General features: G+C 66.2%; 16 protein-coding genes. 6 read left to right on the forward strand and 10 right to left on the reverse strand.

All coding sequences use genetic code 11. The features are described from left to right. Positions 1-247: 247 nt before the first annotated feature. Entirely contained in the window at positions 248-1,135 is an 888-nt protein-coding gene (locus EYZ64_RS20135; protein WP_210115541.1) for a LysR family transcriptional regulator, read from the forward strand. Between the two features lie 63 nt (positions 1,136-1,198). Here the strand turns inward: EYZ64_RS20135 and EYZ64_RS20140 are convergent, their stop codons facing one another. After that, the gene (locus EYZ64_RS20140) at positions 1,199-2,104 is read right to left on the reverse strand and encodes an Lrp/AsnC family transcriptional regulator (protein WP_167857894.1); all 906 of its coding nucleotides are present in this window, start codon (positions 2,102-2,104) and stop codon (positions 1,199-1,201) included. 272 nt (positions 2,105-2,376) lie between these two features. On the opposite strand from EYZ64_RS20140, the gene speB reads away from it, so the two are divergent. The 3 genes from speB to EYZ64_RS20155 are packed head-to-tail and all read left to right on the forward strand — an operon-like array spanning position 2,377 to position 6,417. After that, positions 2,377-3,324, forward strand: a complete 948-nt coding sequence (gene speB / locus EYZ64_RS20145; protein ID WP_135456052.1) for an agmatinase — start codon at positions 2,377-2,379, stop codon at positions 3,322-3,324. Continuing rightward, the gene (locus EYZ64_RS20150; protein WP_135456054.1) at positions 3,317-4,921 is read left to right on the forward strand and encodes a thiamine pyrophosphate-binding protein; all 1,605 of its coding nucleotides are present in this window, start codon (positions 3,317-3,319) and stop codon (positions 4,919-4,921) included. The genes speB and EYZ64_RS20150 overlap by 8 nt, the downstream gene beginning before the upstream one ends. Positions 4,922-4,935: 14 nt before the next feature. Continuing rightward, on the forward strand, positions 4,936-6,417 hold the full coding sequence (locus EYZ64_RS20155) for a sodium:solute symporter family protein (RefSeq protein ID WP_135456055.1): 1,482 nt from the start codon (positions 4,936-4,938) through the stop codon (positions 6,415-6,417). On the opposite strand, the gene EYZ64_RS20160 is transcribed toward EYZ64_RS20155, so the two are convergent. The 4 genes from EYZ64_RS20160 to EYZ64_RS20175 are packed head-to-tail and all read right to left on the reverse strand — an operon-like array spanning position 6,374 to position 10,548. Continuing rightward, a complete protein-coding gene (locus tag EYZ64_RS20160; RefSeq protein WP_135456058.1) occupies positions 6,374-7,069 on the reverse strand; it encodes a YwaF family protein in 696 nt (231 codons plus the stop codon). The genes EYZ64_RS20155 and EYZ64_RS20160 overlap by 44 nt on opposite strands. Before the next feature lie 13 nt (positions 7,070-7,082). After that, positions 7,083-8,444, reverse strand: a complete 1,362-nt coding sequence (locus tag EYZ64_RS20165; protein WP_135456061.1) for a metallopeptidase TldD-related protein — start codon at positions 8,442-8,444, stop codon at positions 7,083-7,085. Continuing rightward, positions 8,441-9,958 carry a TldD/PmbA family protein gene (locus EYZ64_RS20170; protein ID WP_135456063.1) on the reverse strand — a complete coding sequence of 506 codons (1,518 nt, stop codon included), beginning with the start codon at positions 9,956-9,958 and terminating at the stop codon, positions 8,441-8,443. The genes EYZ64_RS20165 and EYZ64_RS20170 overlap by 4 nt, the downstream gene beginning before the upstream one ends. A gap of 35 nt (positions 9,959-9,993) precedes the next feature. Next, positions 9,994-10,548, reverse strand: a complete 555-nt coding sequence (locus EYZ64_RS20175; protein WP_135456065.1) for a P-loop NTPase family protein — start codon at positions 10,546-10,548, stop codon at positions 9,994-9,996. A 33-nt stretch (positions 10,549-10,581) separates the two neighbouring features. Here EYZ64_RS20175 and EYZ64_RS20180 point away from each other — a divergent pair, with 33 nt between their 5' ends. Together EYZ64_RS20180 and EYZ64_RS20185 are read left to right on the forward strand one after the other, a co-directional pair. After that, the gene (locus EYZ64_RS20180) at positions 10,582-12,249 is read left to right on the forward strand and encodes a sulfatase-like hydrolase/transferase (RefSeq protein WP_135456067.1); all 1,668 of its coding nucleotides are present in this window, start codon (positions 10,582-10,584) and stop codon (positions 12,247-12,249) included. Between the two features lie 150 nt (positions 12,250-12,399). Next, positions 12,400-13,386 carry an NAD-dependent epimerase/dehydratase family protein gene (locus EYZ64_RS20185; RefSeq protein ID WP_135456069.1) on the forward strand — a complete coding sequence of 329 codons (987 nt, stop codon included), beginning with the start codon at positions 12,400-12,402 and terminating at the stop codon, positions 13,384-13,386. Between the two features lie 64 nt (positions 13,387-13,450). On the opposite strand, the gene EYZ64_RS20190 is transcribed toward EYZ64_RS20185, so the two are convergent. From EYZ64_RS20190 to EYZ64_RS20210, 5 genes are all read right to left on the reverse strand, one after another. Continuing rightward, complete coding sequence (locus tag EYZ64_RS20190; RefSeq protein ID WP_135456071.1) at positions 13,451-14,233, reverse strand: cutinase family protein; 783 nt, start codon at positions 14,231-14,233, stop codon at positions 13,451-13,453. Between the two features lie 289 nt (positions 14,234-14,522). Continuing rightward, complete coding sequence (locus tag EYZ64_RS20195) at positions 14,523-15,155, reverse strand: MBL fold metallo-hydrolase (RefSeq protein ID WP_135456073.1); 633 nt, start codon at positions 15,153-15,155, stop codon at positions 14,523-14,525. Continuing rightward, complete coding sequence (locus tag EYZ64_RS20200) at positions 15,155-16,240, reverse strand: S-(hydroxymethyl)mycothiol dehydrogenase (protein WP_135456077.1); 1,086 nt, start codon at positions 16,238-16,240, stop codon at positions 15,155-15,157. Before EYZ64_RS20200 ends, EYZ64_RS20195 begins: the two co-directional genes overlap by 1 nt. 9 nt (positions 16,241-16,249) lie before the next feature. Then, entirely contained in the window at positions 16,250-17,584 is a 1,335-nt protein-coding gene (locus EYZ64_RS20205; protein WP_502702980.1) for a lipase family protein, read from the reverse strand. 242 nt (positions 17,585-17,826) lie between these two features. Then, on the reverse strand, positions 17,827-19,113 hold the full coding sequence (locus EYZ64_RS20210; RefSeq protein ID WP_135456079.1) for an NAD(P)/FAD-dependent oxidoreductase: 1,287 nt from the start codon (positions 19,111-19,113) through the stop codon (positions 17,827-17,829). Positions 19,114-19,159: the final 46 nt, after the last annotated feature.

A 19,159-nucleotide genomic window follows, 5' to 3' on the forward strand; every position in this document is an offset into this window, starting at 1 on the left:
CGTCCGTTCTCCGATTGCACCGACACGGCTACACCTCTTTCCACGGTCGACGAAAGACCGCAGCCGGCCACGACGCACAGTTGCGGCACTCCGATCATTCCGCCGTTTCGGCGCCTACCTCTACGCCCGCGGGATCCATTCTTTCGATAGGCCCGATAAGACGGGCCAATACGCACTGGTCACGGCCCGCGTCGGGCCGGATTTCAAGTACGCCGTGACGCCGGGCCCGATGTGTTGTGATGGGCGGGTGGAACTCCGGGAAATGCGTGCGTTCCTGGCAGTCGCCGAGGAGGGTGGGTTCTCCGCCGCGGCTCGGCGCCTGCACATCAGCCAGCCCGCGCTGTCTCAGGCCATCGCCGGGCTGGAACGCCAACTCGGTGTGCAACTGCTGACACGACACAGCTCCGGAGTCGAGCCCACCGATGCCGGCAACACTCTGATGGCCGAAGCACGCGCCGTCCTCTCCCGCTACGACCAGGCCATGGCCGCGGTGGCGCGTCACGCCAGCGTCGACGAGACCACCTTGCGACTCGGGGTTCCGCTCGAGCTGCCGCGTGATCTGCTCGCTGCGCCGTTGGCCGCACTCACGGCCGCGCATCCGGCAACCCGTGTGGTTCCCCGGCATCTGTCGACCACGGATCAATTCGTTGCGCTCGGCCTGGATCAGCTCGACATCGGCCTGGTTCGTGAACACCCGGCCGGCCATGACCTCGACGCCTATCTCGTGTCGTCGGAACCGCTCGGGGTGTTGGTATCCGCGGATCTGGCCGCCGATCTCGCCGAAGGCGACGGTATCCGGCTGGACACCCTCACCGATCTCCAATGGGTGGGATTCCCCCGCACGGGCAGCCCCGCCTGGTACGACGAGATCCAGGCCATCTTCCGCAGCCACGGCCTGCAACCGACCACCACATCGTTGACCGCGTCGCTGGCGATCGCCGATGTCAAGATCGCGGCCGTCGCCGCCGGCGGCGCTTTCTCCCTCGCACCGCCCAACTGGGCGGCACCGATCCCGCCGTCTGTCAGCTGGCAACCGCTGGCCGGGCACCCGATCGTCCGGCGCACGTGGGCGGCATGGCCCGCACGGTCCCACCGCCGCGACATCGGGGTGTTCGTCTCCGCATTCGGCAAGTGACCAAAGATCCAGCACTGCCGAGGCTTTCGTCCAGGACCGACATTGTCAAAGATTGATCGACCCTCAATCTGCCGGCCGGACTATCGCGTCCAGACCGGAGGCATAACTCTCCTTGACCACGTCCAGATGGACCCAGCTGTCGACGACACCGACGCCGGGCAGCGCACGCACGGCATCGAGGATCTCGACCAACTGCGCGGCCGAGAACGCCCGCACCGTGACCAACAGGTCAAACCGGCCCAGCGTGCGGGCCACGAAGATCACCGATCGCATCCCCAGCAGCGCCGACACCACTTCGCCCCCCGCTCCGGTCAGCCGGATACCGAGCCCGAGCGCGCTCTGGCGGTCCTGCCCGGAATGCCGGACCACCGCACCGATGCGCACCACCTGCGATTCGACCAACCGGACCACCCGCCGTCGCGCTCCCGCGGGTGAAAGTCCCACCGTCTCGGCCAGATCCACGTAGGAGGCCCGTCCGTCATCCTGAAGCGCACGCAGCAGGGCCAGATCCAGATCATCCACCTCGACGCTGACATCACCGACCGGACCGACGACGTCACGCAGCACCTCGACGTAGGTGAGCGTGTCGACACCCACGACGCCTGCCATCGCGCGCAACTCGGCGATCACGCCGTCGATGTCCCGGATCGACCCGACCCGCACCTCGGCGATCAACCCGTACGCACCGCTCGTCAGCGACAGGAACGCGACGTCGATGCGCTGCGCCAGCACCGCCGCGATCCGCGCCACCGGTCCGTCGACCATCACGCTGACGTGGGCCAGGGCTCCACGGCCGAGCACCGCCGGATGCACGACACCGCGGATCACCACCTGCCCGCCGTCGATGAGGCGCTGTGTCCGGGCCGCCGCCGCCGATCGTGACAATCCCACGCGCTGGGCGATATCGCGGTGAGTCAGCCGCCCGTCACCCTCAAGGAGGCTGATGATCGCCTCGTCCACCTCGTCCAACGGGGCACCGCCTGAAATCGGTCGGAAAAATTTTCCTCGCAATTCTACCGGCAGAACGATCGCCCGATCCATCAGATGCCGAGTCTTGTGCTCTAAACGACACGCACTCCCGGCATATCAATACTTTTGACCCCGACGTCACGATCGAATCGATTGCATGTCCTGAACTGCGGGTTTACCGTAACGCACATCACATTGACCTCGGGCAAGGATCGTCACGGCCGCGAGTGACGACAGACCTGAACGCACCACAACGCAGAGGAAGTGACAGCATGACCGCCCCGATCGGCCCAGTCGACGCATCGAAGGTCCCGCGCTTCGCCGGCCCGGCCACCTTCGCCCGCCTGCCCCGTCTCGACCAGGTGACCAAAGCCGACGTGGTCGTGGCCGGGGTGCCCTTCGATTCCGGCGTCTCGTTCCGACCCGGCGCCCGGTTCGGCCCGACCCACGTCCGCGAGTCCTCGCGCCTGCTGCGCCCGTACAACCCCGCCATGGACGTGTCTCCGTTCGAGCTCATCCAGGTCGCCGATGCCGGCGACATCGCCGTGAATCCCTTCAACATCCACGAGGCGATCGAGACCATCGAGGGTGCGGCCCGCGACCTCACCTCCGACGGCACCAAGCTGGTGACCATCGGCGGTGACCACACCATCGCGCTGCCGTTGCTGCGCGCCGCCGCGGCCAAGCACGGCCCCGTCGCGCTGGTGCATTTCGATGCCCACCTGGACACCTGGGACACCTACTTCGGCGCCGAGTACACCCACGGCACGCCATTCCGCCGCGCCGTGGAAGAGGGCATCCTCGACACCGAGGCGCTGTCACACGTCGGTACCCGCGGACCGCTCTACGGCAAGAAGGACCTCGAGGACGACCGTCGTTTCGGGTTCGGCATCGTCACCTCGTCCGACGTGTACTACCAAGGCGTGCGCGAGGTTGTCGACAAACTCCGCCAGCGCCTCGGCAACCGGCCCGTCTACGTGTCGATCGACATCGACGTACTCGACCCGGCACACGCTCCCGGCACGGGCACCCCCGAGGCCGGCGGCATGACCAGCCGCGAACTGCTGGAGATCCTGCGCGGGTTCCGCGGGCTGAACCTGGTGGGCGCCGACGTGGTCGAGGTCGCCCCGGCCTACGACCACGCCGAGATCACCGGTGTCGCCGCGTCCCACGTCGCCTATGACCTGGTGTCACTGCTGGCCTTGGGGCCCGATGCGTAACGGCGGCGACCTCGTCGTCGAAACCCTTACCGCGCTGGGCGTCTCGCATGTGTTCGGCATCCCCGGCCAGAACGCACTGGGCTTGTTCGACGCGATCCGGCGCAGTGACCTGACGTTCGTCAGTTCACGGGTGGAGAACAACTCGGCTTTCGGCGCCGACGGCTACAGCAGGGTCACCGGCGAGGTCGGCGTGCTGTTCCTGTCCACCGGGCCCGGCGCGTTGACCGCGCTCGGCGCCCTGCAGGAGGCCTACGCCACCGGGGTTCCGGTGCTGGTGATCGCCAGCCAGGTCCCGCGATCCGGCATGGGCCTGCGCCGCGGCATGCTGCACCAGCTCGACGATCAGAAGGCCAGCGCGGTCAACGTCACCAAAAGCGTTGCAACCGTGCGACAGGCGGCCGAGATCCCCAGCCTGATCGCCGACGCCTACACGTTGGCACGCTCCGCGCCGGCCGGGCCGACCTGGGTGGAGATCCCCCAGGACGTTCTCCTGGAGCCGACGACGATACCGCCGGTCGCCGCGCTCGATGTGACCCCGACGCAACGGGCCCCGCGGACCGAGTTGATCGAGGAGGCCGCGACGCTGCTGAACTCCGCCCAGCGGCCGGTCATCCTGGCCGGCGGCGGCGTCCGGCGCTCCCCCGACGGACCAGAGTCGTTGGTGGCACTGGCCGAAAAGCTCGGCGCCCCCGTGGTTTCCACGGTCGGCGGCAAAGGCGCCATCAACTTCGACCACCCACTGTCGGCCGCCTCGTGGATCGAGGACCGCTACACCACCGAGATGTTGGAGAACGCCGACGTCCTGGTGGCCGTCGGCACCGCGATGGGTGAGGTCACCAGTAACTACTTCACATTCGCCCCGCAGGGCCGGCTCATCCACATCGACGCCGAGGCGCGCGTGCTGGAGGCCAACCACCCCGCGCTCGCCATCCACGCCGACGCCGCGCAGGCCATGCGCGCGCTGACCGAGCTGGTCGAATCGCGCGACAACGCCGCAGGTGCTGCCCAGGCCGACGACTTGCGGAAAGCTGTGCAGGACAGGCTCGCCGGACAGGATCTGGCCACCGAACTGCAGCTGATGGCCGACCTGCGGGCCGCAGTGCCAGCGGGCACCGACACCTTCTGGGACATGACGATCGCCGGCTACTGGGCCTGGTCGGTGTGGGACCCGCAAGACGGTGGGTTCCATTCCGCCCAGGGCGCAGGCGGTTTGGGTTTCGCGTTCCCGGCCGCGCTGGCCGCGGCGATCGCCACGGGCGAGCGCACGTTCGCGTTATCCGGTGACGGCGGCGGCATGTACTCCATCGCCGAACTGGCCACCGCCCGCCAGCACGACGCGAACGTCACCTGGCTGATCGTCGACGACGGCGGATACGGCATCCTTCGCGAGTACATGACCGCCGAGTTCGGCACCGCAACCGCCACCGAACTGGCCCGACCCGACTTCGCCCGCCTCGCAGCGAGTTTCGGTATCCCCGCGCACACCGCCACGCCCGACAACGTCGGCGAGATCGTGGCCGCCACATTCGACACCGACGGCCCGGCCGTCGTTGTCCTGCCCGCAGTGCTGAAGATGTTCGCTCCCACTCACCTCTGACTGAAGGAATCATCGTGGGCAAACCAGTCGATATCGCGATCGTCGTGATCTATCTCCTCGCGATGCTCGCCTTCGGGTTCTGGGGTAAGACCCGGACCAAGGACTCCGCTGACTTCCTGGTCGCGGGCCGGCGCCTCGGGCCCACGTTGTACACCGGCACCATGGCGGCCGTCGTGCTCGGCGGCGCCTCGACCGTCGGCGGCGTGGGTCTGGGCTACAAGTGGGGAATTTCGGGCATGTGGCTGGTGGTGGCGATCGCCATCGGCCTGCTGGCGCTGAGCCTGTTCTTCGCCGGACCGATTCAGCGCCTTCGGGTCTACACCGTCGCGCAGATGCTGAGCCTGCGCTACGGGGTCGACGCGACCTCGGCCTCCGGGGTGGTCATGGCGGCCTACACCCTGATGCTGTCGGTCACCTCGACCATCGCCTACGCGACGGTGTTCAACGTGCTGTTCGGCACGGGCAGAACGCTTTCGGTGATCATCGGCGGCGTTGTGGTGATGCTCTACTCCTCGATCGGTGGCATGTGGTCGATCACCCTGACCGACATGGTCCAGTTCGTCCTCAAGACCATCGGCGTGTTCTTCCTGCTGCTGCCGTTCACCTGGCACCGGGCCGGCGGCTTCGACGGCATCCGCGACCGTGCCGGCGACGCCGTATTCAGCCTCACCTCGATCGGGACCGACACCATCATCACGTTCTTCGTGGTCTACAGCTTCGGAATGCTGATCGGACAGGACATCTGGCAGCGGGTGTTCACCGCGCGTTCCCCGCAGGTCGCCCGGTGGGGCGGGACGACGGCCGCGATCTACTGCGTGTTCTACGGAATCGCCGGAGCGTTGATCGGCTTGGCCGCATCGACCTTCATGCCCGACGTCAAGGCCAAGGACGACGTGTACGCCCAGATCGCGGAAGCGATCCTGCCCGTGGGCATCAGCGGCATCGTGCTCGCCGCTGCCGTCGCGGCGATGATGTCGACCGCATCGGGCGCACTGATCGCGACCGCCACGGTGGCCCGCACCGACATCAAACCGATGCTGCTGCGCCTGGCCGGCAAGAGCCCCGACACCCAGGACCACGCCGAGAACCCCGAGGTGGACGTGCATTCCGACCGGCGCTACGTCGCGGTCCTCGGCGTCATCGTCATCGTCATCGCCGCGTTGCTCAACGACGTGGTCGGCGCCCTGACCATCGCCTACGACATCCTTGTCGGCGGGCTCCTGGTGCCGATTCTCGGCGGCTTCCTGTGGAAGCGGGCCACCGGTGCCGGCGCGTTGGCGGCAATGGCGGTCGGCACACTCGTCACGCTGGGCACCATGGCCGTCGTCGGCGACGTGCTGGCCAACGAGCCCATCTACTTCGGCCTGGTGTCCAGCCTGATCACGTACATCGTTGTCAGCCTGGCGACTCCACGCACTTCCGCGGAGGTGCTCCAGGTGTGGGACGACCGGCTCAACGGCCGCGAGCACTCCGACGCTCCCATGGCCACGTCATGAGCGCCCACACCACAGCCACCAACGCACTGGCCACCAAGACGTAGACCGGCCAGGGCCCCAGCAGATCGAGCAACGACGCGGTCGCGGGTTTGGCGTTGAGGAAGCCATAGTTCGTTCCCGCAATACCGTTGAACGCCATGGTGACCCCGGCCCACACCACCGTTACCACCACCACGAGTCGATAGTCACGCCAATGGGGACGCATGCCGCGGCCCCAGGTCAAATAGATGGCCGCCCAGACCACCATCAGGTGAATCGACCAGAACGCCAGGAACTCGTAGTGCGGGAAATCCGGGCTCTTGAGCACCGGCGAGATCAGCGCCTGCGTGCTCAGCACCAGACCCCAGTAATAGGTGAGCACGAATGCCCAGTGCCGCTGCGACCACAGCGCGTAAGCGCCGACGACGGTCGCCAGGTCGGTCAGTCGCAACGGCACGGACCGTTCGATCGACGGCGGGATGAGCGTGTAGGCGAGCATCGCGACGTATATCGCGGCTGTCAGCGCGCCCAAGATGCGGCCGAACACCCGTGACTGCCGTTCGTTCTGGCGCCGTCCGAGCCAGACCATCAGCACCGCCCCGACGACGAACACGGCGATCGCGGCCCAGTGCGACGGGCCGTAAACCGTGAATTGCCGTTGGGACAACAACATCGGCCTCCCTAGCTCATTGCGCCTGGCTCACCGAGGACATGTGGAAATCCGGGATCCGCAGCGTCGGCATGGACGCGCGGGTGGCCCAGTCACCCCACTCACGCGGCAGGGTGACCTCGCTGATGCCGGCCTCCGTGGCGCGCCGCAACAGGTCCAGCGGGCTCTCGTTGAACCGGAAGTTGTTTACCGCGGCGCTCACCTCGCCGTCCTCGACCAGGTACACGCCGTCACGGGTCAGCCCGGTCAGCAGCAGCACGGTCGGGTCCACTTCGCGGATGTACCACAGCGTGGTCAACAGCAGGCCCCGTTCGGTGCCGGCGATCATATCGGCCAATTCGGTTGTGCCACCGGTCATCAGCAGATTGTCAGCGGGCACCGCGACGGGTGTGCCGTATTCGGCGGCCACGGCCCTTGGATAGGCCAGTGCGTTGACCACCCCGTCGCGGATCCAATCCACCCGGTCGATGTCCATGCCGTTGTCGAAGATCGACACCCGCTCCGAGGAACTCGGTACCGCGACGAACGGTTGGCAGGCCAGCGCCTGCGCGAACGGGTCGGAGTACAGCGTCAATCCCAGATCGGTGAGCTTCTCCCCCACCCGGGTCCCGCCGGGTGCCGACAGCGCCGTACGTCCCTCCTGCGCGCCGCGGCCGTCCATCGCCCAGGTCAGATAGATCATCATGTCGGCCACGGTCGAGGGCGGCATCAGCGTCTCGTAGCGGCCGGCCGGCAGCTCGACCGTACGCTGCGCCCACCCCAGCTTCAGCGACAACTCGTCGAGCAGTGAATCCACCCGCACATCAGCGAAATCCGGGGTGCTCACCCCGGCCCAGGCGCTCGCCCCGTCCCGCTTGGCGTTGATCTCCACCGACCCGTTCGGCTGGGTGTAGCGCCGGCGCAGGCCGGTTGAGGTGGCCAGGAACGTCGTCTCCATGACGTGGCGGGCATATCCGTAGAGCTGGTCGGAACCGGCGAACCCCTTGGCCAGATCATCGGCGATGCCGGTGAACACCTGCGCACCGGTGCCCGCGACCGGTGCATCCCAGTCGGCCGGCACCCCGGTGCCCGGCAACGGCGGTGCGGCATCGCGCGCCGCGGGCGACGCCACCGCGGCCCGTTGGGCGGCAGCCACCAGTTCCGGGATCACCGCCGGGTCCACTTCGGTGGAGCGCACCGACCCGACATGTGCCTTGTCACCGCGGCGCACGATCGAGATCACCGCGATGGTGCGGCTGACCGTCTCACCATTGGTGGTCATCGAGTTGCCCGCCCACCGCAGCGATGCGTCGGCCCGGTCGGTGACCAGCACGATGGTTTCCGTGCCAGGATCTGCTGCGCCCAAAGCGATGTCGACGACCTGCTGTGCGCCGATCATCGGCCGCCCTCCGTCCGGGTGTTCAGTACGTTGATGCCGCGGAACAGGGCGCTCGGGCAGCCGTGGCTGACCGGGGCCACCTGCCCGGGCTGGGCCTTGCCGCAGTTGAACGCGCCGCCGAGGCGCCAGGTGGACGGCCCGCCGACCGCCTCCATCGCACCCCAGAAATCGGTGGTGGTGGCCTGGTAGGCCACGTCTCGGAGCTGCCCGTCCAGCCGGCCGTCGCGGATCCGATAGAACCGCTGACCCGTGAACTGGAAGTTGTACCGCTGCATGTCAATCGACCATGACTTGTCGCCGACGACGTAGATGCCGTCGGACACCCGCGAGATCAGGTCTTGCGTGCTCAGGTCCTCCGGACCGGGCTGCAGTGACACATTGGCCATCCGCTGGATCGGGACATGGTGTGGCGAGTCGGCATACGAGCAGCCGTTGGAACGAGCCTGCCCGAGACGCGGGGCGAACACCCGGTCCAGCTGGTAACCGACGAAGACCCCGTCCCGCACCAGGTCCCAGCTCTGCGACCGCACTCCCTCGTCATCGAAACCGACGGTGGCCAAGCCGAATTCCACCGTGCGGTCGGCGGTCACGTTCATCACGGGCGAGCCGTAGCGCATGCTGCCGAGCTTGTCGGGGGTGGCGAACGACGTTCCGGCGTAGGCCGCCTCGTAGCCGATCGCCCGGTCGTATTCGGTGGCGTGCCCGATTGATTCGTGAATCGTCAGCCACAGGTTGGACGGGTCGATCACCAGGTCGGTGGGGCCCGCGACAACCGAAGGCGCCTTGGTCTTCTCGGCGAGCAAGGTCGGCAACTCGGCCAGCTCGTACGTCCAGTCCCACACGTCGTCACCGGCCAGCGCTTCCCAGCCCCGCGCCGTCGGCGGGGCCAACGTGCGCATGGTCTCGAACGACCCGGCGGCCGAGTCGACTGCCACCGCCTCCATCGTCGGCATCACCCGCACCCGCTGTTGGGTGATCGAGGATCCGAAAGTATCGGCGTAGAAAGTCTGCTCCTTGACCGCATGCACTCCCGCCGACACATGGTTCACGCCGTCGGCGGCCAGTAACCGGCCGGAATATTCGCCGAGCAGACCGATCTTGTCGGCGGCGGGGACGACGAAGGGGTCGACGCCATAGTTCGACACCCAGGTCACGTCGGTGTAGACCGGTTCGCCGGCCAATTCGATGCGCTCGGCGTTCAACGACGCCAGCGTCGTGGCCACCTGCACTGCGCGACGCGCCGTCTCGGCGGCCACCTCGGGCGCCAGCTCGGCGTGGGAGGCGAATCCCCACGCGCCGTCCACGATCACCCGCACCGCCAGGCCGACTTCGCGGTTGACCACGGACATCTCCAACTCACCGTCGCGCAATTGGATGATCTCGGTGGTGATGCGGTGAATCCGCAGGTCGGCGTAGCTGGCGCCGGCGGCGGCTGCCGCGGACAGTGCCGCGTCAGCCAACTCGAACCGGGGCAGCTCCAGGAAATCGGCGTCCACGCGTCGTTGAGCTGTCACGCCCCCACGGTAGCGGCGCCGCGGGGCGACTTGGTTCAGGTGGGAGCAGCGCGGCTCATCCAGGCCTCGACATCACGGTGGCGCGTGAAGCGGACGACGTGCAGATGGGGCACCTGCGATCCCAGCGCAGGGACGGTGTCGCGGAGGTTGTTTCGGGTGCGAAATCCCCAGCGCAAGATGTGGTCCGGGTCAGTGAAAATTGTGCGCAGCGGCGGTTCGATATTGCCGTTCCACAACTCGACGCGGCCGACGCGTCTGCGTAGGGTGCGACGCGTCAACTGGCGCAGGGCCACCGCGGTCGGTAGGTCAAGCCACAGCAGCGTGTCCGCGCGCGCCACGATCTGGCTGCGCACGGCGCGGTACTGCCATTCGATCACCCAGGAATCCCCCGCGATGAACTGCTCGACGTCGCAGATGAACGTGGGTCGGGGTTCCCACCCGGGTCCGTGATAGAGGCTGTCGATCTCGACGTACGGAAGGTCGAATTCGTGCGACAGTCGCGTCGCAAGGGTTGTCTTGCCCGACCCCGTTACCCCGGCGACGGCGATGCGCCGCGGCTCCCAGGTCACTGGATCTTGAGCCGTCAACACCCGACCGATCGTAGCGAGGCCTACCGTGAGGACATGGCAGAGCTCAGCAGGCGGACAGTCCTGGGTGGTGCGGCAGTGGCCGCCGGCGCGGCCGCGGTCGGATTCGGCGGCTATGAACTACTGGGCAGACGCGGCCCAGGCACGGCCGGCCAGCCCAACATCCTCGTCGTCATCGTTGACCAAATGCGGGCGCCGCAGTGGTTCCCCGATACACAGCAGCTCGGCGCACTGCTGCCCAACCTCGACCGGCTGCGGTCCCGCAGCACCACGTTCGGTTCGCACTACAGCGCGTCGAACATGTGCACGCCGTCGCGCGGGGTGCTGACCACCGGGCTGTACTCCCATCAGACCGGGTGCCTGTACACCGGTGAAGGCCCCACCGAGTCGACGCTGGCGGCCCGGTTCCCGACCTGGGGGACGATGCTGCGCGACGCCGGCTACCGCACCTGGTGGTGGGGCAAGTGGCACCTGGGCAGCGTGGCCGACAACACCCCCGACGGCCTGGACGTCCACGGCTTCTCCGGCGGCACCTACCCGTCCCCCAACGGCGCACCGAACCAGGGCCTGCAGCAGGACCCGTCGATCGTCGATCAGTTCACCGGATGGTTCGACGCCCATGCCGGCGAGGGCCCGTGGTGCACCACCGTGTCGCTGGTCAACCCGCACGATATCTGCTGGTGGCCGAAAAACCCTCTGCCGGAAGATGTTCCGCACTGGTTCAACGCCAAGCCGGTGAACTTCGAGACCGCCGAGGACCTGCGGCGCCGCGGCAAGCCTCAGCTGCAGATCGACTACATGAACTTCATGTCACCGCTGATGACCGGCGCGATGGACTACACCGGACCCGAGGCAGCCGCGCAGTGGGCGCGGTGCCTCGACATGTACCTGTGGCTGCATCAGCAGGTGGACGCTCAGATCGGCCGGGTGCTCGACACTCTCGCGGCCCGGCCGGAGATCGACGACAACACCGTTGTCGTGTTCACCTCCGACCACGGCGAGTACGCCGGGTCGCACGGCTTGCGCGGCAAAGGCGCCGCGGTCTACGAGGAGAGCATCCGGGTGCCGCTCTACATCCGTGACCCGTCAGGCCGCCTGACACCTGCACCCGGTGACACCCGCACCCAGCTGACTTCCAGCGCCGACCTGGCCCCACTCCTGCTGAGCATCGCGCACGGCGGCTCGGGCTGGCGCACGGACTCTCGCTACTCCTACCTGGGGAGCCGCGCCGACATCGCCGACATCGCTGCCAACGCCACAGCCCCGGGCCGACCGTGGATCGTGCATGCCACCGACGACATGTCCGTGGAGGAAATGGCCGCGCTGCTGAAATCCCCTATCGCGCAGAAGATATTCGGCGCTGCCGGCCCACCGACGAACATCCCGACATCGGCGCCCAGCCACATCGTGGCCGTGCGTACCCCGGAGGCCAAGCTCGGCATGTACACGTACTGGAAGCCCGGCAGCATGGATATCGACACCTCGCGGCCCATCCATCACGAGTTGTACGACTATGCAACCGATTCCGGCGTCCAGGAGCTCGACAACCAGGCCGGCCGCAGCGCCAAGCAGGCCGACCTGCAGGCATTGCTCGACCACGAGGTGCTGCCCGAACTGCGAGCCCGGCTGCCGCACTTCCTCGATGAGGCGCAGGAGCAGGGGTTGGCGAACATGAGGGAACTCGCGACGCTTCGCGGAGGCTGAGCCGACCAAATCAGCACGAGGCTGAGCCGACCAAGCCAGTACGGAGGCTGAGCCGACCCGACAGGCACGGACGCTGAAATCACCTCCCGGCGGCGCCCGACGTACTAGCGTCCTTGCGACAAGTCGTTGGTTCGCTAGGAGGTTGGCGTCATGCGCGTGTTGGTCACCGGCGGTACCGGATTTGTGGGTGGGTGGAGCGCGAAAGCGATTGCCGACGCCGGTCATTCCGTCCGCTTTCTGGTGCGCAATCCGGACCGGCTGCAGACCAGCGTCGCCAAGCTCGGGGTCGATGTCTCCGACTACGCCGTCGGAGACATCACCGACCGCGACTCGGTCATGAGCGCACTCGAGGGCTGCGATGCCGTCCTGCACAGTGCGGCGCTCGTCGCCACCGATCCGAGCCAGACCGCCCAGATGATGAGCACCAACATGGATGGTGCTCGGAACGTGCTCGGCGGCGCCGCAGAACTGGGCCTCGATCCGATCATTCACGTTTCGAGCATCACCGCGCTGTTCAATCCCGACGTGGAGACACTGGATGCGGACCTGCCGGTGTTCGGCGGGACCGACGGCTACGGACGGTCCAAGGCCCAGGTCGAGATCTACGCCCGCGGAATGCAGGACGCGGGCGCGCCGGTGAACATCACCTATCCCGGCATGGTCATGGGTCCGCCGGTCGGCAATCAGTTCGGCGAAGCCGGCGAGGGCGTCGCCGCCGCACTTCAACTCGGAGCGATCCCCGGCCGCAGCGCAGCCTGGACCATCGTCGACGGTCGCGACCTGGCCGCCCTGCATGTCGCGCTACTGGAGCCCGGACGCGGACCCCGCCGCTATATGGCGGGCGGACATCGCATTCCGGTGGACCAGCTGGCCAAACTACTCACCGAAGTCGGCGACAAGACGATGTTCGCCGTCCCGGTTCCCGACACGGTGCTCCGCGTCGCCGGACAGGTGCTCGACCGCATGGGTCCGTTCTTGCCGTTCCAGACACCGTTCACCGAAGCCGGGATGCAGTACTACACGCAGATGCCGGCATCCGACGACTCACCGAGTGAGCGCGATCTCGGCATCACCTACCGGGATCCACGAATCACGCTGGCCGACACCGTCGCCGGATTTCGAGAGCTCGACGGCTGACAAAGCAACGGCCGGAAGCGGTCCGATGGGACCCACTTCCGGCCGTCGGCCTGTTCGGTTGGTGTCAGTTACCGGTGACCTCGCCCGCGGTCTGCACCAGGGGCGCCGAGGGTGCCGCACCGCCGAGCTGGCGAGCCGCGAAATCAGCTGCCTGGATTGCCATCCCATTGTCCTTGTAGGAGCTGTGGGCGGAGCGGTTCAGACCCCCGGGGAAGCAGATGGGATCGCCTGGTGCACACATCTGGATGGTCTTGGCCACATAGGGCTGGCCGATGGCGATGGGCGGTGCGCTGCGGTCCGCCAAGCCCAGAACCCACTCGTCAGGCGTCCCGAACAAGGCCACAGCCGCGACATGCGAGGCGACCGATGCAGGCATCGGGCCGCTGATCCCGGCGGGCAGCACGAATCCGGCGGGCACGCTGCCGGCGGTGGTGTAACCGGCCACCGCGGCGCCCTGTGAGTAACCACCGAGCACGATCTTGGTCGCCGGGCAGTTCGCCGCGACCGACTGGATCCGGTTGCTGGCATCGGCGACGCCGTCGGCAGCTTGGCCGAAGTTCAGCGATGCGGGATAGTTCACCCCGTAGACGTCGACCGTCTTGCCGGGCAAGTCGGCGCTGAGTGCGTCGACGAACGCCTGCCCGGTTGCACCCACACCGGGCGCTTCGTTGGTCCCCCGGGCGAACACGACCTCGACGTCGGCACACCCGTCGTCGGCATTGGCCGAGGCGATCGGGCCTGCCAGCGAGCCAAGGACCAGGGCGGCCGCAGCAAGCACGGTGAAGAGCATGGACTGTGCCACCCTCGTGATCGAAACGCCCTTCCGGGCTTGCTGCGATGTGCTCATGAGCTGGTCCCCGATCCCCTTGTCTCGTTTGCCGGCACCTCGGTGCGGTATTGGCAACTACTTGCTACAAGCGGGATACAGCGAATTCGATTCCGGAGCCGTCAAGTGATGTACGCCATCTGAGCGAATTGCGTTCACCGGGATGACAGGGAGGCGATTGAGCGTTGGGCTAGGGACTTCAGTGTCGCCAGTGGCCTTCCTTCTCGCCGCTCGTTCCTCGCGGCGCGCTATCAGTGGCGGTGCTGGTTTGGGCCCTTCCTCCTCGCCGCTCGTTCCTCACGGCTCGTCGTCAGTGCCCGCGGACGACCCAGTCGTCGTAGTGCACGATTTCGTCACCGATGGTGGTGGTGTCGCCGTGGCCGGTGTAGACGACGGTCTCTGTGGGCAGCATGCCCAGCCGTGTGGAGATGGAGTCCAGGATGGTCGGGAAGTTGGAGTAGGACCGTCCGGTGGCGCCGGGTCCGCCCTGGAACAGGGTGTCCCCGGAGATGACGGCGTTCAGTTCGGGAATCGACCAGCACACCGATCCCGGCGAGTGCCCCGGGGTGTGCAGGGCGCACAATTCGATACCCCCGGCACACAGCACCGCACCGTCCTCAACGGTCCGGAAATCCTTGTCCGGGTGCACGACCCGCCACAACATCTCATCAGCTGGATGCAGCAGCACCGGAGCATCCAACACGTAGCCGAGTTGCGGAGCCACCGTGATGTGGTCATTGTGACCGTGAGTGCACACCACCGCCACCACATTGCGCCCACCCACAGCCTCAATAACCGGGGCCACGGTATGAGCCGCGTCGAACACCACCACATCCTTGTCATCGCCCACGACCCAGATGTTGTTGTCCACCTCCCAGCTACCGCCATCCAGACTGAACGTCCCGCTGGTCACCACCCGCGCAATCTGAGCCGGCCCACCCACTAGAGCACCACCACAGAACGCAGCACCTGTCCAGCATGCATCCTGTGAAACGCCTCCTCGATACCATCCAGACCGATACGTTCAGAGACGAACTTCTCCAACGGCAACCGACCCTGCAAATACAACGAGATCAACGTCGGAAAGTCACGCTCAGGCAGACAATCGCCATACCACGACGACTTCAACACTCCACCGCGGGAAAAGAAGTCCACCAACGGCATCTGCAACGTCATATCCGGGGTCGGCACCCCCACCAACACCACCGTCCCAGCCAGATCACGGGCATAAAACGCCTGCTCCCACGTCACCGGCCGACCCACCGCATCGATCACCACATCCGCACCGAACCCACCGGTCAACTCCCGGATCGCGGTGACCACATCAACCTCAGCCCCATTCACCGTATGAGTGGCACCAAACTCCCGCGCCTGAGCGAGCTTCCGTTCATCAAGATCCACCGCGATGATCGTCCTCGCCCCCACCAGGGCCGCCCCGGCGATCGCGGCATCACCCACCCCGCCGCAACCGATCACCGCGACCGTGTCATCACGACCCACCCCACCGGTATTGATCGCCGCACCCATACCGGCCATCACCCCACAACCCAACAACCCCGCCACCGCCGGATCAGCCGCCGGATCCACCTTGGTGCACTGACCCTGATGCACCAACGTCTTATCGGCGAACGCCCCAATCCCCAACGCCGGAGTCAACTCAGTACCATCGGTCAACGTCATCTTCTGCGCCGCATTATGAGTGTCGAAACACAACTGCGGACGCCCCCGCCTACACGCCCGGCACTCCCCACACACCGCACGCCAGTTCAACACCACGAAATCACCCGGCTGCACATGGGTCACACCCACACCCACCGACTCCACCGTTCCCGCAGCCTCATGCCCCAACAAGAACGGGAACTCATCATTGATCCCACCCTCACGGTAAGTCAGATCGGTATGACACACCCCGCACGCGATGATGTCCACCACCACCTCACCGGGACCCGGATCCGGAATCACAACCTCAACCAACTCAACCGGCAGCTTCTTACCCCGGGAAATCACACCACGCACTGTCTGAGACATGTGTCCTCCTTATAGTTCCGTGCAATTGGGGGTGGTCGGAATACCGTTGAATCTGTCTGCGATCCACTGCATCCCACGTTCGCCATCGACGAAGTACGGCAGCAGATGATTGATCGACAACTTGTTGAGGAAGGGCGGTTGCTCATTGGTCCACAACTGGACGTCTGCGCCCTTGCCACACCAATCGACCGCAAGGCGATGCGACCCTTCCCATGGGCTGAACGAATCCCATCGGTTGCTGGAAATGAGCACCGGCGCCGAGGGTTTGAGTGTGCCGAGCCGTTGAGCTTCCAAAATGCCCTTGACCGGTTCGGCGTTCATCAGCTCAACCGGGTCGGCGTTGAACCAGAACTGCACATGACGGAAGGCGAAGTCCGCGACGGTTTGTACGGTGCAGATGTGCTTGGACCAATTGACCATGTGTGCGCCGCGCGGGGTCAACGTAGCCATGAGCCCGTCACGTGTTTCCGGGTAGGCCGCCATGAGGCCGTTGAGCAGGTACCCCAGGGCTCCGGCCAGCAGATTTCCATCGACATACGGCATCAACGCGGCGAGATCAGTCGGCGGTGCGCCGGACCACGCGCCGACCACATTGAGGTCCTTGGCATACGTCGGCGCGAGTTCAACGGCCGATGCCGACGCCTGGCCACCGGACGACCATCCCCAAAAGGCGACGGGGCCATGGTGAGTCAGTGACGTTTCGGGAAGTCTCTGTGCGGCACGGGCTGCGTCGATGAGGGCGGTTCCCGCCGCGAGGCGGTTGAGGAATTGCGGAACCTGGCCCGGTATGCCCGAGCCCACACCATCGGTGACGACCACGGCGAAGCCGCGCGCAACCATCGTCGCTATGAATCCTTCTTCATAGCCGAAGGTCAGATCGAAGCCCTGGGAGAAGTGGATGCCCTGGTTGAACATCCGTGACGGTGCGCACTGTTCACCCAAACCGTAGGGACCGGTGGCAAACGCGATGAGCGGGCGGGGCCCGTCTCCCGGCCAGGGGTTGTCGGGCTCGAAGTAGGTACCCGTCACTGCTACGGGATTCCCGCGAGCATCGGTGCTGCGGTACATGATTCGGGTTCCGGTCGCGACATAGGCGCCCAGCTGCCCGGAAGGTTCGAGGACCAAGCGGGAAAGGTCTGTCCGAATCAGGTCGCCGGGTTTCCCCTGCGGCAGCGGATCTGGTGGGGTGTAGAACGCTTGATAATGGCTCTCGTCAGCGCGAGCCGCGGGAGGCGGGGTCACCACCCAGACAGCAGTGAGCGCGGAGGCCATCACCGCCAGGATGCTCGTCGCGACAAGCGCACGCTTCCGCGGATTGTCGCTCCGACGACGGCTACCGAACATTCCCGGCCCCTTCGGTCCGTTCGCGTTTATTGGCCCAGGTCGTGATGTGCGGGAAAGGATTTGGCGCATGACCTACCTTCAATTGAGGGAATAGTGTTGCGGTTCCATGCCGTTCGGTGTGGAAGGCAGGGCCCATCACGGGAAGTGCTCGTCGGCGATCCACCCGGAAATGCGCGAGCCGTACTATCTCTCAGCGAGAATGAGTGCGGCCGCTACCGTGAGTTGGTATTCGTTGTCTTGTTCTAGACGGAGCTCAGATAAGACTTGAGTTGGAATCCGTCCACTTGGGCCTCGGCGACGGTGGGCCTGCGCGTGCCCGCCAGAATCTTGCGGGTGGCCATATGGTCAGTCGGCCGGTTCACCGACTCGACCGCCACCAGCTCGGTGTCATCGAAGCGCAGCACAGAGAAGTTTCCGTTCGCCGGGTCGCCGACGACGACACGTTGATTGTCGGGTCGCCCGATACCGGCGATCTGGAGCTTCACCTCGTACTGGTGCGACCAGAACCACGGGACGCTCCGATAGCCCTGCCGTGCGCAGTTCGTCAGCAGCGCCGCCACGTGGCGCGCGTGGTCGACGGCGTTCTGCACCGATTCCAGCCTCACCAACCCCGCCCCGTGAACGCTGGGATAGCTGGCGCAGTCGCCGACCGCACTGACGTGGTCGTCACAGGTGCGAAGGTGCTCATTGACCAGGACACCACCGGTGCGGTCACAAATGGTCAACCCGGCGGACGCGGCCAACTCGACGTTGGGCACCGCACCCACCCCGACCAAGACCAGGTCGGCCGCGATCTCGTCTCCGTTCCCGAGTTCGACAGCGGCCACTCGCCCGTCGCGGCCTCGAATTCGAGATACGCTCGCTCCCAGCAGGATCCGCACACCGTTGCTGCGGTGAAGGTCAGCCAGATACCCCGACATCTCGACCGAAACGCTGTGCGCCAACGGACGATCAGCAGTTTCGATCACCGTCACGCCGTGACCATTGAGCGCGGCCCACGCCGCGGCTTCCATGCCGATGAAGCCGGCTCCGACAATGACGAGACGCCGGGGTCGATCGAGATGCGAACGCAGGCTGTCGGCGTCAAATCGGGTTCGCAACATGACGACACCCGGTTGGTCGGCGCCAGGAATGGCAATCGGTCGTGGACGTGCGCCGGTGGCCAGAACCAGATGGCCGTATCCCAGTCGAGTGCCGTTAGCGAACTCGACCTGCCGCTCGTTCAGACACAGCGCACGAACCCGCGTTCCCGGGCGTACGCAGATGGAACGCTTGTCGTAGAACTCCTGACTGCGTATCACGACGGCCGAATCGTCAGGATCTGTCAGGTAGCCCTTGGACAGTGGCGGGCGCTGGTATGGCAACGCCGATTCGTCGCCGATCAGCGTGATGGGACCGGTGTATCCCCCGTCGCGTAACGAGGCGGACACCTGGAATCCTGCTTGGCCGGCCCCGACGATCACCACGCTGTCGGCACGTGCCGACGTGGCGATACCTGGTCCGTGGGCGGGCAATGGGGCATTGTTCATCGAGTTCGGCCTTTGCGGAATTCGGGTGGGACGTCACCGACTGACT

Source organism: Mycobacterium sp. DL99 (genome assembly GCF_004762045.1).
In the GTDB taxonomy this organism is placed as follows: domain Bacteria; phylum Actinomycetota; class Actinomycetes; order Mycobacteriales; family Mycobacteriaceae; genus Mycobacterium.